The 15,683-nt window shown below is 75.6% G+C and carries 12 protein-coding genes; 4 read left to right on the top strand and 8 right to left on the bottom strand.

What is annotated here, in order from left to right; genetic code table 11:
* Positions 1-271 precede the first annotated feature (271 nt).
* Positions 272-1,330 carry a small ribosomal subunit Rsm22 family protein gene (locus RLT57_RS06845; RefSeq protein ID WP_399128187.1) on the top strand — a complete coding sequence of 353 codons (1,059 nt, stop codon included), beginning with the start codon at positions 272-274 and terminating at the stop codon, positions 1,328-1,330.
* Here RLT57_RS06845 and corA read toward each other — a convergent pair.
* From corA to RLT57_RS06815, 6 genes are all read right to left on the bottom strand, one after another.
* Positions 1,315-2,445, bottom strand: coding sequence for a magnesium/cobalt transporter CorA (corA, locus tag RLT57_RS06840; protein ID WP_311296474.1), 1,131 nt, complete (start codon positions 2,443-2,445; stop codon positions 1,315-1,317). The genes RLT57_RS06845 and corA overlap by 16 nt on opposite strands.
* Positions 2,442-4,112 (bottom strand): phytoene desaturase family protein, encoded by a 1,671-nt coding sequence (locus RLT57_RS06835; RefSeq protein WP_311300605.1) that lies wholly within the window; start codon positions 4,110-4,112, stop codon positions 2,442-2,444. Before RLT57_RS06835 ends, corA begins: the two co-directional genes overlap by 4 nt.
* Before the next feature lie 780 nt (positions 4,113-4,892).
* Complete coding sequence (ddaH, locus tag RLT57_RS06830) at positions 4,893-5,711, bottom strand: dimethylargininase (protein ID WP_399128184.1); 819 nt, start codon at positions 5,709-5,711, stop codon at positions 4,893-4,895.
* 166 nt (positions 5,712-5,877) lie between these two features.
* On the bottom strand, positions 5,878-6,705 hold the full coding sequence (locus RLT57_RS06825; protein WP_311296473.1) for a heme ABC transporter ATP-binding protein: 828 nt from the start codon (positions 6,703-6,705) through the stop codon (positions 5,878-5,880).
* The gene (locus tag RLT57_RS06820) at positions 6,702-7,823 is read right to left on the bottom strand and encodes a FecCD family ABC transporter permease (protein ID WP_311296472.1); all 1,122 of its coding nucleotides are present in this window, start codon (positions 7,821-7,823) and stop codon (positions 6,702-6,704) included. Before RLT57_RS06820 ends, RLT57_RS06825 begins: the two co-directional genes overlap by 4 nt.
* Positions 7,824-8,301: 478 nt before the next feature.
* Positions 8,302-9,282: a heme/hemin ABC transporter substrate-binding protein gene (locus RLT57_RS06815; RefSeq protein ID WP_311300603.1), complete on the bottom strand. Its 981-nt coding sequence runs from the start codon at positions 9,280-9,282 to the stop codon at positions 8,302-8,304.
* A 303-nt stretch (positions 9,283-9,585) separates the two neighbouring features.
* On the opposite strand from RLT57_RS06815, the gene RLT57_RS06810 reads away from it, so the two are divergent.
* Positions 9,586-11,070 (top strand): HtaA domain-containing protein, encoded by a 1,485-nt coding sequence (locus RLT57_RS06810; protein WP_311296471.1) that lies wholly within the window; start codon positions 9,586-9,588, stop codon positions 11,068-11,070.
* A gap of 63 nt (positions 11,071-11,133) precedes the next feature.
* Positions 11,134-12,687, top strand: a complete 1,554-nt coding sequence (locus RLT57_RS06805; RefSeq protein WP_311296470.1) for an HtaA domain-containing protein — start codon at positions 11,134-11,136, stop codon at positions 12,685-12,687.
* 173 nt (positions 12,688-12,860) lie between these two features.
* On the opposite strand, the gene RLT57_RS06800 is transcribed toward RLT57_RS06805, so the two are convergent.
* The gene (locus RLT57_RS06800; RefSeq protein ID WP_311296469.1) at positions 12,861-13,514 is read right to left on the bottom strand and encodes a heme oxygenase (biliverdin-producing); all 654 of its coding nucleotides are present in this window, start codon (positions 13,512-13,514) and stop codon (positions 12,861-12,863) included.
* Positions 13,515-13,765: 251 nt separating this feature from the next.
* Here RLT57_RS06800 and RLT57_RS06795 point away from each other — a divergent pair, with 251 nt between their 5' ends.
* Positions 13,766-14,548: a bifunctional DNA primase/polymerase gene (locus RLT57_RS06795; protein WP_311296468.1), complete on the top strand. Its 783-nt coding sequence runs from the start codon at positions 13,766-13,768 to the stop codon at positions 14,546-14,548.
* A gap of 114 nt (positions 14,549-14,662) precedes the next feature.
* Here the strand turns inward: RLT57_RS06795 and RLT57_RS06790 are convergent, their stop codons facing one another.
* Positions 14,663-15,628 carry a hypothetical protein gene (locus RLT57_RS06790; RefSeq protein ID WP_311296467.1) on the bottom strand — a complete coding sequence of 322 codons (966 nt, stop codon included), beginning with the start codon at positions 15,626-15,628 and terminating at the stop codon, positions 14,663-14,665.
* Between the last annotated feature and the right edge of the window lie 55 nt (positions 15,629-15,683).

The following is a 15,683-nucleotide window of genomic DNA, read 5'->3' as shown; positions in this document are numbered from 1 at the left end:
TGTGGACGCGCCCGGTATGACCGGGTTTGTTCCGACACGCCGCATGGACCCCCCATGGCACATCGCGACTGAACTGGGCGGCCCAGCACTTCCCCAAGCGCTGGTCGCGCCCTGACACCTGCGAACGGTAGGCCAAACGGGTGGTCGCGCGCTGCATATTGCACGGATTCGAGACCAAGTTATGACCGAGTTCACGCAAGTATGGCCCTTCCGGCGGAAGCGGCCGCACGAGTGAGGAGGCTGGTGTGGCCGCCCCTTACAGTTGGGGCTTGTGCCCACCGTGCCTCTCCCCGACGACCTGCGCGACGCGCTCACCGACCGGCTGCGGGCCACCGTGCCCAGCCGGGCCTGGCCCCAGGTCGAGCGACTGATCGAGAACTACCGGGGTACGACCCCGACCGCCGCGCCCGTCCTGCGGGACGCGGCCGACGCCGCCGCCTACGCCGCGTACCGGATGCCCGCCACCTACGCCGCCGTCCGGGCCGCGCTGGAGGCGCTGCGGGAGCAGGCCGGCGCGTGGACGCCCGCCACCCATCTGGACCTGGGCGGCGGCACCGGCGCGGCCACCTGGGCGGTGGCCGGGACCTGGGCCGACGCGCCGGCACCGCACACCAGCACCGTCCTGGACTGGTCGCAGGCCGCCCTCGACCTCGGCCGGGACCTCGCCCGGCTCGCCGAACTGCCCGCCGTACGCGACGCCGCGTGGACCAGGGCACCGCTCGGCGGCACCCCCCGGCTGCCGGCCGCCGACCTGGTCACCGTCTCGTACGTGGTCGGCGAGCTCACCGCGGCCGACCGCGGCGCACTGGTCGACGCCGCTGCCGCCGCCACCCGCGGCGCGCTGGTGATCGCCGAACCCGGTACCCCCGACGGCTACGCCCGGATCGTCGAGGCCCGCGCCCGGCTCGTCGCGGCCGGCCTGACCGTCCTCGCGCCCTGCCCGCACGACGCGGCCTGCCCGGTCACCGGTACCGACTGGTGCCACTTCGCCGCCCGCGTGCCGCGCACCTCGCTGCACCGGCGGATCAAGGGCGGCACGCTGCCCTACGAGGACGAGAAGTTCTCCTACGTGGCCGCGGTCCGCCCCGCCGCCGTCCCCGCCGTCCCCGCCGCGAACCGCGTCGTACGCCACCCGCAGATCCGCAAGGGCCAGGTCCTGCTCGACCTGTGCACCCGCGACGGCGCCCTGACCCGCGCCACCGTCACCAAACGGCACGGCGCCGACTACCGCGTGGCCAGGGACACCGACTGGGGCGACCCCTGGCCGCCGCCCGCGACCGCGCCGGACGGCGGCCAGCGGCCGGAGCCAGCGCCTCAGAGCCAGCCGTAGCGGCGGAAGGCCCGGTAGCACAGCGCCGACAGGGTCGCCGTGACCCCGAGCATCAGCGGGTAGCCGAAGGTCCAGCGCAGCTCCGGCATGTGCTCGAAGTTCATGCCGTAGAACCCGGCGATCATGGTGGGGATGGCCAGGATCGCCGCCGCCGCGCTGATCCGCCGCATGTCCACGTTCTGCTGCACCGCCAATTGGCTGAGATTGGCCGCCAGCAGGCCGTCCACCAGCTCGCCGTAGCCGGTCAGCCGCTCCCGGACGTGCGCCAGGTGGTCCGCCACGTCGCGGAAGTAGCGGCCGATCTCGGCACCGATCAGCGCGTCGCTCTCCTCGCTCAGCCGCTGGAGCGGGCGGGCCATCGGGTGCACCGCCCGCTTGAACTCGATCAGCTCCCGCTTGAGCTGGTAGATCCGCTCCGCGTCGTCGTCGTGGTTGGCGGAGAACACGTCGGACTCCAGCTCGTCCACGTCGCGTTCCACCTCGTCGACGACGTCGAGGTAGTCGTCCACCACCTGGTCGGTGATCGCGTGCAGCACCGCGGCCGGGCCGTGCCCGAGCATCTCCGGGCGGCTCTCCAGGGCCCGCCGGACCCGGGTCAGGCCGGGCGCGCTGCCGTGCCGTACCACCACCACGAAGTCGGCGCCCAGGAAGATCATCAGCTCACCGGTGTCGACCACCTCGCTGGTCGCGGTGAGCTTCTCGTGCTCGACGAAGACAATCGTCTTCAGCACCAGGAACAGCGTGTCGCCGTACCGCTCCAGCTTCGGCCGCTGATGCGCCCGCACCGCGTCCTCCACCGCCAGCGGATGCAGCCCGAACACCTCGGCGATCTCGGCGAGGTGCTCGTACTCCGGCTGGTGCAGCCCGATCCAGGCGAAGCCGCCCGGCCGCTTCCTGGCCTCCGCCAGCGCCTCCTGCGGCGGGATCGACGCCACCCGGCAGCCGTCCTCGTACACCGCGCAGTCCACCACCACGTCGGCGGTGCCCCGGCGCTGTCCGGGCAGGTCGCCCGCGGTGAGGGTGTGCCACTTGCTGCCGCCGCGCAGCCACTGACGGCCGATCGAGCGGCGGGTGCCGTCCCTGTGGTGAATGATCCTGGGTCTGTGGGTCATCATGCCTTCTCCAGTACCGCCATCGCCGCGTTGTGCCCCGGGACACCGCTGACTCCGCCGCCGCGGACCGCGCCCGCGCCGCAGAGGTAGACGTTCGCATACCCCGTGCCGACTCCCCAGCGACCGGTGGCGCCGATCACTTCATTCCCGCCACCGGCCGCGGAACCGGCCGAGGCGTCGGCGGCCGTACCGGGTGCGGTGCCGGCCGCGGCGCCGCCGTCGGGCCGGGCGCCGTCCGGCGCGCCGCCGTCCGTGTCCGGTCCCGACCGCGCCGCGTACGGCCAGCTGAGGTCGCGGTGGAAGATGTGGCCGCCGGGCAGGCCCACCTCGCGCTCCAGGTCCACCGGGGACTTCGCCTCCAGGCACGGCCGCCCGTCCGCGTCCAGCGCAAGGCAGTCCGCGATCGGCTCGGCCAGCACCGCGTCCAGCTGCGCCAGCGTCGCCTTCAGCAGCGCGGCCTTGGCGCCCTCCGGGTCCTGTGCGAAGAGCCGGGCGGGCGTGTGCAGCCCGAACAGCGTCAGGGTGTGCGTGCCCTGCGCGGCCAGCTCGGGGGAGAGGACCGACGGGTCGGTCAGGCTGTGGCAGTAGATCTCCGACGGCGGCGCGTCCGGCAGCCGGCCCGCGGCGGCCTGCTCGTACGCGGTCTGCAACTGCCGGTACGACTCGGCGACGTGGAAGGTGCCGGCGAACGCCTCCCGGGGGTCCACACCCCCGTCCCGCAGCCTCGGCAGCCGCCGCAGCAGCATGTTGACCTTCAGCTGGGCGCCCTCCGGGCGGGCCGGCGGCCGCCCGCCGAGCAGCCCGGCCAGCGCGTACGGGGACGCGTTGACCAGCACGTGCCGGGCGCCGACGGTACGGCCCTCGCCGTACGCCACCTCCGCCCGTACCCCGTCGGTCGCGATCGCGGTCACCTCGGCCCCGGTGACGATTTCGACACCGGCCGCGCGGGCCGCGTCCGCCAGCGCGTCGGTGAAGGCGCCCATCCCGCCGACCGGCACGTCCCAGTCGCCGGTGCCGCCGCCGATCACGTGGTAGAGGAAGCAGCGGTTCTGCCGCAGTGACGGGTCGTGGGCGTGCGTGAAGGTGCCGATCAGCGCGTCGGTGAGGACCACGCCGCGGACCAGGTCGTCGGTGAACTCCCGCTCCACGGTCTCGCCGATCGGCCGCTCGAACAGCGCCTCCCAGGCAGCCGGGTCGTCGATCCGGCGCTCCAGTTCGGCCCGGGTCGGCAGCGGGCCGGTCAGTGTCGGGAAGACCCGTTCCGCGACGTGCCGGGTCATGCCGTAGAAGCGCTGCCACGCCTCGAAGTCCCGGTCCGAGCCGGTGAGCCGGACGAACTGTTCCCGGGTCCGGCCGGCGTCCCCGGAGTCCACCAGCAGCCCGCTCCCGCCCCGCGGGCTGTACGAGGAGATGCGCCGGCGCCGCACCGCGAACCGCAGCCCCAGGTCGTCCACGATCTTCCGGGGCAGCAGGCTCACCAGGTACGAGTACCGCGACAGCCGCGCGTCCACCCCGCCGAACGCCCGCGCCGACACCGCGGCCCCACCGGTCCGGTCCAGCCGCTCCAGCACCAGCACCCGCCGCCCGGCCCGCCCCAGATGCGCGGCGGCCACCAGCCCGTTGTGCCCCCCGCCCACGATCACGACGTCATACCCCGCGTGCTGCGGCATTCCACCCATGCCCGCACTCTAAGCCTCCTGCCGCACCCCCGCCCCGGGCCTGCCCCCGCCGACAACGGTGCCCCTCCCGGGGCGGGGGCCGTCGCGCCGGGAGGCGGGTTTCCAGGGGGCGCGGGGAACCGCCCGGCCGCCCACGGCGGGGGCGCGGGTCGCCGCCGGCGCGAGGGCGCTGCTCCGTGCAGCACCCGGCACAGCAACACGATCGGGTAGTTCGTTTTCTCCGCATGGATCAACCGGTACGACGTGGTCACCGGTCGCTTTCCTTCACGAAGAAGGCCGTCGCTTTTCTCAGGATCCCGACCGTCTGCTGCTGTTCGCGGCCTCCCTGCGCAGCCGGCGCGGTTCCTCACGCTCCGCGCTGGCCAGCTCGTCCGGGGCGCCTCGGCCTGGTCGGCCTCGGCCCGGCGGTACCGGCCGCGCGGGGCCTCGGAGCTGATGCCGAGTTCCCGCGCGACGGCGGTGACCGTTCTGCCCGGGGAGTCGACGAGCGCGATGGCGTCCCGTTCGAACTCCCCGGTGCACCGCCTCGTGTACTCGCTTCCCACCCGGTGCCACTTCCTCTGGAACCTCAGGTCCCGGTCTCCGGGTGTCCACGATCAGGGGGAAGCTTCAGGCGCGCGGTTCCCCGCGCCCCCGGCCGGTCAGCCGTCGGCCGGCGAGGGCGCCCCGCCGAGAACGGGGCGCGCGGCACCGGACGGCATGGTCCGGGGGCCGCGGGGACCGGGCGGCCGAGGATCCGGCGGGACGGCCGGGCAGGTGGGGGAGGGACGGTCAGGTGGGTGGGCGGAGTTCCTGGGTGCAGCATTTGACGCTGCCGCCCGCCTTGTGAAGTTCGGACAGATCGACCGGGACCGGCTCGAAGCCGCGGGAGCGCAACGGCTCGTGGAGGCCCGTGGCGGCGCGCGGGAGGAGGACGTGGCGGGCGTCGCTGACCGCGTTGAGGCCGAGGGCGGCGGCGTCCTCGGCCGTGGCGAGGAGCGCGTCGGGGAAGAGCCGGGCGAGGACCGCGCGGCTGCCGGGGGAGAAGGCGCCGGGGTAGTACATGATCTCGTCGCGCGCGTCGTCCAGGACGGCCAGCGCGGTGTCCAGATGGTAGAAGCGCGGGTCGGTCAGCTCCAGACCGATCACCGGCCGCCCGAAGAACTCCTGCGCCTCGGCGTGGGCGAGCGGACTGCTGCGGAAGCCCCGCCCGGCCAGCAGCCAGGACGCGGTGACCGCGAAGTCCCCCTCCGCCTCGTTGACGTGCTCCGGCTCCCGCACCCCGGTGAAGCCGTGCGCCCGGAACCACGCCAGGTGCGCGGGCGCCTCCGCGGTCCGCTCGGGGTTGGCGAAGCGCGCGCCCAGCACCCGGCCGTCCACCACCGTCGCGCCGTTCGCCGCGAACACCATGTCCGGCAGCCCCGGCAGCGGCTCCAGCACCTCCACGGTGTGGCCGAGCGCCCGGTACCGGTCCCGCAGGTCCTCCCACTGGAACAGCGCGAGCGCCGCGTCCACCGGTTTGGTCGGGTCCATCCACGGATTGATCGAGTACGTCACGCGGAAGTGCGCCGGCGGGCACATCAGGTACCGGCGGGGTGTGGCGATGCGCAATGGGGGCTCCTCGGGGGTGTGAGTGCCTGGTTCGCACGGACCGTCCCCCGGCGGCGGTCGGCCCCGGGCAGGGACGTACCTGCATTCTCCGGCCGCCCCCGCTCCGCCGCCACAGGCCCGCACCCGCCCGGCGCGGCCCCCGGCCCCCCGGCGGGCCCCCGCGGCCTCACCGCTCCGGGAGGATCAGGGGGTGGCCCGTACGCGGATGCGGGAGGATCTCCACGGGGTGCCGGTAGACCGCCGTCAGCAGGTCCGCGGTGAGCACCGCCGCGGGCGGGCCGTCGGCGGCGACGCGGCCGGCCGACAGGACCGCGACGCGGTGGGCGTGCGCGGCGGCCAGACCCAGGTCGTGCAGCACGATCACCACCGCCCGGCCGAGTGCCGCCTGCGCCCGGCAGACCCGCAGCACGAGCTCCTGGTGGTGCAGGTCGAGCGCCGCGGTGGGCTCGTCGAGCAGCAGCAGCGGCGCCCGCTGCGCCAGCACCCTGGCCAGCGCGACCCGGGCCCGCTCACCCCCGGACAGCGCGGGGTAGGGCCGTACCGCGAAGCCGGTGACCTCGGTCGCCGCCATCGCCTCCGCCACCGCCGGATCGTCCTCGTCGGCCAGCGCCGTCCCCGCCCAGGGCGCCCGCCCCATCCGTACCACCTCCTCGGCGGTGAACGGGAACGCCAGCGGCGACGACTGCGGCAGCACCGCCCGGCGCAGCGCCAGCTGCCCCGGCGACCACGCGGCCGGCGGCGCCCCGCCGACGGTCAGCTCGCCGGACGCGGCGGGTACGTCCCCGGCCAGCGCCCCCAGCAGCGTCGACTTGCCCGCGCCGTTCGGCCCGACCAGGGCCAGCACCTCGCCGGCCCGAACGGTCAGTTCCACGCCGTCCAGCACCGGCCGCTCCCCGAGCCGTACCCGCAGGTCCCGGGCGTACGCCAGGACGTCGCCGGGCGCGGGCGCCGCGGGCGGGACGGGCCGGCCCCGGCGGGTCCCCGGCCGCCTCACGCCCAGCCCCCCTGCCGGCCGCGGGTCCGGCGCAGCAGCCAGAAGAAGAACGGGCTGCCGACCAGCGCGGTCAGTACGCCCAGCGGCAGCTCCGCGGGAGCGGCGAGGGTCCGGGCGGCCAGATCGGCCGCCACCAGCACCAGCGCTCCGCCGAGCGCGCTGCCCGGCACCAGGAACCGGTGCCCGGGGCCGGCCGCCATCCGCAGCAGGTGCGGCACGACCAGCCCGACGAAGGAGACGATGCCCGCGACCGCCACCGCGGCGGCCGTCAGCAACGCCACCACCAGGATCAGCGTGATCCGCATCCGCTCCACGTCCACCCCCAGGTGCCGGGCCTGCCGCTCACCGAGCGCCAGCAGGTCCAGCCGGCGGGAGAAGAAGGGCGCGATCAGCAGCCCGGCGACCGCGCACGGCAGCACGGCCAGCACCTTCGGCCAGGTCGCCTGCGCCAGCGAACCGAGCTGCCAGAAGGTGATCTGCGTCAGCTGCGCGTTGTCCGCGTAGAACACGAACAGCCCGATCGCGGCGCCCGCGAAGGCGTTCACCGCGATGCCGGTGAGCACCAGGGTGACCACTTCCGTACGGCCGCCGGACCGCGACAGCCCGTACACCACGAACACCGTCACCAGCCCGGCGCCGAACGCGCACACCGTCACCGTCCAGTTGCCCGCGAAGGACACGCCGAGCGTGATCGAACCGGCCGCCCCGACGGCCGCCCCGGACGAGATCCCGATCACCCCGGGCTCGGCCAGTGGATTGCCGAACACCCCCTGCATCAGCGCTCCCGCGCACCCCAGCGAGGCGCCCACCAGCAGCGCCAGGACGACCCGGGGCAGCCGTACGTCCCACAGCACGGACTCGGCCACCCGGTCCAGCGGGTGGCCCCCGACCCCGGCGCGGTGCGCGACGGAGGCGAGTACGTCGCCGGCCGGTATGTCGTACGCGCCGATCCCGGCGGAGGCGACGCCGAGCGCGACCAGCGCGAGGGCCAGAGCGGCGGTGAGTACGGCGGCGCGGCGCGGCCTGCCGCCGGCCGCGGGGGGCGCGGCGGCGCGCGGGTCCGGGCCGGCGCTCTTCGGCGGCCCGGACCGCCGGGCCGTCCCGGCGGCCTGGCGCACCGTGTCGCCGGCGGCGCGCGGACCGGTCCGCGGAACGCCGGGGCGCTCAGCGGCGGGCAGGCCGGCGGCGGTATGTCCCGCGGCCGGCTGGGCGGCGACGGTATGACCCGCGCCGGGACGGCCCCCGGCCGGTTGGGCGGCGTCCGGTCGGCTTGCGGTGGGTGCGTCTGTGGTGGACAAGGCCATGCCGGGGCGGGCCGCGGTGGGCAGGCCCGTGGCCGGTCGGCCTTGGGCGGGTGGATCGTGCTCGGGCCGGGGCGGTGTCGCCGGGGCGGCGTCCGGTCGGCCCGCGTCCGGTCGGGTTGCGGCGGGTACGCGTGCAGCGGACGGGGTCGTGGCGGGGTGGGCCGCCGTGGGCAGGTGCGGGGCCGGCCGGCCCTGGGTGGGTGGACCTTCCAGGCGCCGGGGCGGTGTCGGCTCGTCCGCGGTCGGTCGGTCCGCGCCCGCGGGGGCCTCCGGGTCGGGTGTCACGCGGCGCTCACCTCGCCTTCGGGTGGAAGCCGGCGGCGAGTTGGCGCAGCACCGCGTCCGTGCGCGGGCCGAAGTTGAGCAGCGTGCCGTCGTCGACGGCGACCACCCGGCGGTCGAGGCCGGCCGGGGTCTGGGCGACGCCCGGCACCTTCTCCAGCCCCGGGACGCCGCCGACGGACTCAAGTCCCTTGGTCATCACCAGGATCACATCGGGCGCCGCCTTGACCAGCGCCTCGCTGGTGATCGGGGTGAAGTCCTTGTCCAGGCCCGACGCCACCCCCGCGTCGACCCCGCCCGCCGCGTTGATCAGCGAGTCCGCGCCGGAGCCGCGCCCGCCGATCAGGTAGACGGAGGCGGTGCCGCGCAGGTAGAGGAAGGCGACCCGCGGTTTCCGCGTACCGGCCGGGACCGCCTGCCGTACGGCGTCGATCCGCTGCGCGGTCCGCTCCCGCAGCCGGTCGCCGGCCGGCCGCACGCCGAGCGCGGCGGCCACCGCGTCGATCCGCGGGCCGACTTCCTCCAACGAGGTGGCCGGCGGCAGGATCACCAGCGGTACGCCCGCCTGCCGGATCTGCTGGATCGCCTCGGCGGGGCCGGTGGTGGACTCGGCGAGCACGACGCTGGGGTGCAGCGAGAGCACGCCCTCCGCCGACACGTCGTGCGCCCGGGTGACGAGCGGCAGCCGCGCGGCCTGCGGGAAGGTCGCGGTGATGTCGCGGGCCACCACGTGCTCGCCGAGCCCGAGGGTGAAGACGATCTCGGAGAGGCCGCCGGTGAGCGGCACGATCCGGTCGTCGCTGGCCACCGTCACCCGCCGTCCGTCGGCGGAGTCGACGGTCGCCGGCAGCACGGGCGGCGCGGTCCCGGTGAGCGGCTCGATCGTGTCGACGGGCGCGGGCACGGCAGTCGGCGTGCCGTCGGCCCCGCCGCGGCCACCGCCGCCGCCACCGCACGCGGCGAGCAGGAGGACGAGAGCGGCGGCCGACAGCGCCCCCGCGGTGCGCCGTGTCCGGCAGGGCGCCCTGCCGGGCGCCCTGCCGGGCGCCCTGCCGGGCGCCGCGCCGCGCGTCCGGTCCCGAGCCCGGTCCTGGTCCCGGTCCCGCGGTCGCCGCGCGTCCCGCGCCGCGGCCGTCCGTCCCACCGGACTCCGCTGTGCTCGCTGGTCGTTCACTGCCCCACCCGCCCTGTCGTGCCCGTGAACCCCGCCGGGGGATTCGCCGGCGGAGGTTCCCGCCGCTGCTCAGATACCTTAGGTTAGCCTTACCTGACTGAGCCACCCTGGAGGGGTCCCATGTCGTTGTCCCGTCGCGCCCAGCGCGCCCGCCGTGCCCGTAGCCGGGTGGGCGCCGCCGTGGCCGCGGTGCTGACCGCGGTGGCGGGCCTCGCACTCCTGCCCGCCGGCGCCGCGCACGCCGCGGCCGGCCGGACCGTCGAAGGCGGCCGGCTGGACTGGGGGATCAAGGCGTCGTTCCAGAGCTATGTCACCGGGCCCATCGCGCGGGGGAGTTGGAGTCTGACCGGCAGCGCCGGCACGATCGGCAGCGACCAGTTCAGGTTCCCGTCCGCGCAGGGCGCGTACCAGCCGGGGAGCGGCGCGCTGACCGCCGCCTTCCAGGGCGGCGTGCACTTCGTCGGGCACCGGGAGGACGACGGGACGTACCAGCTCGACCTGACCGTCTCCCGGCCCACGATCCGGATCTCGGGACACACCGGCACCCTCTACGCCGACATGCGCGGCCGGGACAAGGACACCGGCAAGGTCACCACCGACTACCAAGTACCGCTGGCCGCGCTGTCGCTGGGCGGGCTGAGCACGGCCGGCGTGACCGGCCCCCGGCTCGTCCTCAGCGGTGTTCCCGCCACCCTCACCGCACAGGGCGCCCGCTCGTTCGCCGGGTACTACACCGCCGGGACCCGGCTGGACCCGGTCAGCGTGTCGGTGGACCTGCACGACCCGCCCGCGACGACCGGTACGCCCGCTCCGTCCAAGACCACACCCCCGTCCTCGTCGTCCTCGCCCTCCTCCCCGCCGACCCGGCACACCGCGCCCGGCACGGTCGTCGACGCGGCCGTCGACTGGGGGGTGCGCCGCACCTTCCGCGAGTACGTGACCGGTGACATCGCCAAGGGCCGCTGGGTGCTGGCGGACGGCGCCAGGGACGGCGGCACCCTCTTCCGGTTCGGCGCCGGCCGGGGCACGTACACCGCGGAAAAGCACACGCTGGACGCCCACTTCGGCGGCAGCGTGCGGTTCCTCGGTATGCGCGGGGCCGACGGGACGTACGGGCTCGACCTGACGATCCGCGCGGTCCGGGTCACCGTCGGCGGCGGCAAGGGCACGCTCTACGCCGACGGGCGGCCGCTGGCCACCTTCACCGCACCGGCCGTGCTCACCCCCGGCAACGGCCTGATCTCCATCGAAGGCGCGCCCACCGAGCTGACCGCCCAGGGCGCCGAGCTGTTCGACGGCCTCTACACGGCCGGTACGCCGATGGACCCGCTGAACCTCTCGGTGGCCCTGGACCGGAAGGCGGCGCTGCCCGCGCTGCCCGACATCGGTTCGGGCCCGACCGGCCCGGAGGACACCCCCGCGGCGCGGACCACGGCCCCGGCCGCGCCGTCCGCCCGCCCCACCGAACCGCCCCGGGCCGCCTCGGCCGGTTCCGGCACCCCGGCCGGGGCGCTGACCGCGGGCGCGATCGCCGTCCTCGCGGCGGCCGGCCTCATCACCGCCGCCGTCGTCGTACGGCGCAGGCGGCGTACCCCCACCGACTGACGTACGCCGTCACCCCCCCAACAACTCACTGTCCCGTACCACCTGTTGAGGAGAAGAGCTTTCATGGACACCCGTTTCGGATCCCGCGCGCTCGCCGCCGCCGTCGCTGTCGCCGCCACGGGCGGGGCCGTCGCCCTCGGTCTGCCCGCGCTCGCCGCCGCGGCCGACGCGCCGTCCTCCATACCGCTGACCGGCGGCACGTTCGACTGGGGCGTCAAGCAGTCCTTCCGCTCCTACGTCACCGGTCCGGCGGCCGGCACCATCACCGCCGCGGCCGGCGCGAGCACCAACGCGGACGGCACGTTCCGCTTCAGCGGCGGCGAGGGCACGTACGACACCAGCACGCACGCGGTGAGCGTCGCTTTCGCGGGCAGCGTGGAGTTCGCGTCCACACTGCACGGCTTCGACATCAAGCTGGCGGACCTCAAGGTCAGCACCAGCGGTACGGCCGGCACGCTCACCGCCGACGTCACGTCCGCCGGCAGCACCGCCGACGACGTGCCGTTCGCCGCGCTCGACCTGTCGGCGGTACGGCCGGGCAGCGGCGCGGGCGGGGCGATGACCTTCGACGGGATCCCGCTGACGCTGACCGCGCAGGGCGCGCAGGCGTTCAACGGCATGTACCAGGCGGGTACGGTGCTGGACCCGGCCGATCTGGCGGTGACGCCGGGCGCGGCCCCGACGACCCCGCCGACCACCGTGCCGCCGACGACCACCGGCCCGACGACCGGCACCCCGACGAGCACGCCGCCGACCGACCCGACCGCGTCGCCCACCTCCACGCCGACCGGGGAGCCGGCGACCACGGCGCCCACCGGCGAGCCGACCACACCGGCGTCCGGCGGACCCGCGGCCGTGGTGGACGGCAACCTCGACTGGGGCGTCAAGGAGTCCTTCCGCTCCTACGTCACCGGTCCGGTCGCCGCGGGCAAGGTCGAGTTGACGGGCGGCGCGGTCGGCAACGCGGCGGGCTACCGCTTCCCCAAGGGCACGGGTACGTGGGACGCCGACGGGAAGGTCCTCAACGCGTCCTTCTCCGGCGCGGTCCGCTTCCTGGGACACCTTCAGCAGGGCGCGTACGCGCTGGACCTGAAGCTCAGTGATCTGCGGGTGAGCACGAAGGGGGCGGGCGGCACGCTGACCGCCGACGTCAGCAGCAAGGACCTCGGCTCCGGCAAGGCCACGGAGTACGACGACATCGCGGTGGCCGAGCTGACGGGGGTCGCGCCGAAGGCGGCGGGCAAGGTCGTCACCGTCTCGGCGGCGAAGGCGGTGCTGACCGCCGACGGGGCGAAGGTGTTCAGCGGCTTCTACAAGGCCGGGGACGCGCTGGACCCGGTCACGGTCGCGGTCTCCCTCGCGTCCGACGCGGGGCTGCCGTCGGCGCCGGCGACGACTCCCGCGGGTTCGGCGACCGGTGGCGGCGCCGGCAGCGGCGGCAGCGCCGGAGCGGGCACGGTGGGTGGTACCGGTGACAGCGGCGGTGACGGCGCCGCCCTCGCGTCGACCGGCTCCGACACCCCCGTCACCCCCCTCCTCGCCGCCGCCGGCGCCCTCGTCCTCACCGGCGCCGCCGCCACCATCACCGCAACCCGCCGCCGCCGCACCAACCCCTGACCCCGGCACCCCGGCGGCTGCCCCACCCCGCAGGGGTGGGGCAGCCGCCGGGGCGCGCGCAGCGCGCGGTCCGACCCCGGCCGGACGGTTACGCACGGCGCACGAAGCCCCTCCCGCGCCCCGCCGGCTCGCCCGCCGGGGCTGCGGCGCACGGAAGGGGCCCCGGGGCCGGGTCAGGCGGTGAGGGGGAAGGCGGCGCCCAGGGCCGCGAACACGGACGTGTTCAAAGCGAAGGCGTTCCGGCATTCGTCGACCACCCGCTGCCGCTCCAACTCGTCCAGCGGAAGCGCGTCCAGCAGTTCGCGGTACTCCCGCTTGAAGGCCGCCGGGTTGGGGATCGCGTCGAAGACGTAGAAGCGGACGCCGTCGCCCTTGCGCTGGAAGCCCCAGGTCTTCTCGGCGATGCCGCGGATGACCTGGCCGCCGGAGAGGTCGCCGAGGTAGCGGGTGTAGTGGTGGGCGACGTAGCCCGCCGGCCAGGTGCGGGCCAGTTCGGCCACCCGCGCCGCGTACCGCTCGGTGGCCGGCAGCGCGACCGCACGGGACTGCCAGCCGGGGGCCAGCAGGTGGCCCAGGTCGCGTTCGAGCGCGTCGAGCCGGAAGAGCTCGGGGCGCACGAAGGGGCCCGCCACGGGATCACCGGCCAGCAGTCCGGCGCCGTCCTCCAGCGCGCGGTAGACGAACCAGAGCTGCTCGGTGTAGCGGGCGTACGCCTCCACGCCGAGCCGCCCGCCGAGCAGGTCGCTCATGAAGGTGGAGTTCTCCGCCTCGGTGTGCTGGTCGTGGCTCGCGGTACGGATGACCGTGGAGAAAGGCGGCGGCGTCAAGGTGACCTCCCGGGTCGCAGGGGTGGACCGGCCGGTGCCACCCGTTCGATCCTGGCAACTTAGGTATACCTAAGTCAATGGTTTCCGGGCACTTTCCCGACAACATGTCGGGAAGGTGTCACGGGAAGAGTTCCACCCCCGGCGGGTGTTCATTCCGGCCGGGAGAGAAGTTGACCCCGCCGCCCGCGTACCGTGTACCGCCTAGGACCGGGGGCCGGGCCGGGGACGGGCCGGGCGAGGGAAGGAGCTCGATGGCAGGCAAGAACAGGTTGTCCGGCTGGCTGCGCGGCCGTACGGACAGTGCGTCAGGTTCTGCCCACCGCTACGCCGAAGGCTCCGCCCGCCCCGCCAGGGAGTCCCGCGGCTCCCGCGCCCGTGACGCCCGCCAGGCACTGGCCACCGCGCACCGCGACGAGCTGATCACCGCCGCCGCCGCGGCCGGCCTCCCGGTCGCCCCCGCCGCGTACCCCGACGGCTACGGCTGTTCGTGCGACCGGATCGGCTGTCCCATCCCGGGACTGCATCCCGTCTCGCTGGCCTGGCAGACCCAGGCCAGCACCGAACCGGAGCGGGTCGGCCAGTGGCTGCGTACGCAGCCACTGGCCAATTTCATCACCGCCACCGGCATCAACCACGACGTGCTCGACGTCCCCGACGAGGCCGGCCGGCTCGCCCTGGAGCGGCTCACCGCCGACGCCGCCACCCTCGGCCCGGTCGCCTCGCAGGGCGACGACCGGCTGCTGTTCTTCACCGCCACCCGCATCGCCGTGGACGAGGACGAGTGGTGGCCCTGCGAGCTGGACTGCCACCCGGAGACCGCCGACGAGCACCCCGGCATCCGCTGGCACTGCCGCGGCAGCTACGTCCTGCTGCCCCCGGCCCGGCTGCCCTCGGGCGGAGTGCTGAGCTGGCTGGACGGCCACGGCCCCGACCTGCCGCTGCCCGACCCGCTGCCGGTGCTGGACATCCTCAGCGACGCGTGCGCGCAGTTCGGCTATGAGTCGGAGACCGAAACCGTCGCCTGGGGCCGCTGAGCGCCCGCCCGGCCCACACCCCGCCCGGCTCCCGCCCTCGCCCGGCCGCCACCTGAACGGCCCTCACCCGCCCGCGGCGCCCCGCCCGCGGCGCGCCGCCCGTCCGCCTCGCGCTCACTCGCCCCGCGCGGCGACCAGCCCCACGATCCGGCTGAGGAACACCACCTTGGCCGTACCGCCGCCCTTGGGCACCAGGACCAGCTGCTGGCCCACGTTGGACAGCGTCACCGAGGTGTGCGGGGTGCCGGTCATCAGCGCTGCGACGTCCGGGTCGACGGCCAGCGGGTGGTCGGCGCGGTACGTCGCCCGCGACTGGTGCCGGGTGCCGAAGAAGACCAGCGCGCCGCCGTCCCCCGTCCGCAGCGCCACCGGGTCGAAGTCGCCGCCCCGGGCCGGCTGGTCGGCGTACTGCGTCACCGAGTTCGCGGTCCGCGCGCGGCCGGCGCGGGCGGTGCGCAGCCGCGTGGTCTGCGCGCCGTCGGCGAAGAGCGAGCCGGCGCCCTGCTGGAGGTACGCGGTGTACGCGGTCGCCACCTGTCCCGGCTGCACCAGCAGACCGGTGCCGGCGGCCGGTACCGCGACGGCGTATCCGCGGGCGTCGGTGGCCAGGTCCGGTATCCGGCCGCCGGGCGGCACCGCCAGGAAGTCCGCCCGCCAGGGCCGGCCGGCCGCCGCCCGCCGGAACACCAGCAGCCAGCGCGCGCCGGTCCCCCGGTTCACCGCGGTGTCCGCCACGAAGAACTTCGGCCAGCCGACCTGGCGGGGGATCAGGTACCTGGTGTCGGAGAAGACCAGCGGGCGGTACGCGGGGTCGCCGTCCGGATGGTTGGCGCGCTTCGCCCGCAGGCCCGCCTCGTCGATCGCGCCCAGCGGCCCCGACTGGATCCCGGGGATCAGCGTCGGGTCGTACGCCTTGTCGGCCGCGTTGTCGACCGCGGCGAAGCGGGCCAGTACCCGGGCCGCCTCGGCCCGGCCGACCGACGGGATGTCCGCCCGCTCGCCGTGCACGGTCACGCAGCCGGCCAGCGGTACGGTCAGCGCGAGCACCGCTGCCCCCAGGCGCGGTCTGCGGCGGATCATGGCGCGGCGGATCATGGCGCGTCGGCCCCCCTTGAGTCCCGTCTTGAGCCACGGC

It is taken from the genome of Streptomyces sp. ITFR-21, assembly GCF_031844685.1.
Classification (GTDB): Bacteria; Actinomycetota; Actinomycetes; order Streptomycetales; family Streptomycetaceae; genus Actinacidiphila.
This window is presented reverse-complemented; position numbering and strand designations above follow the sequence as displayed.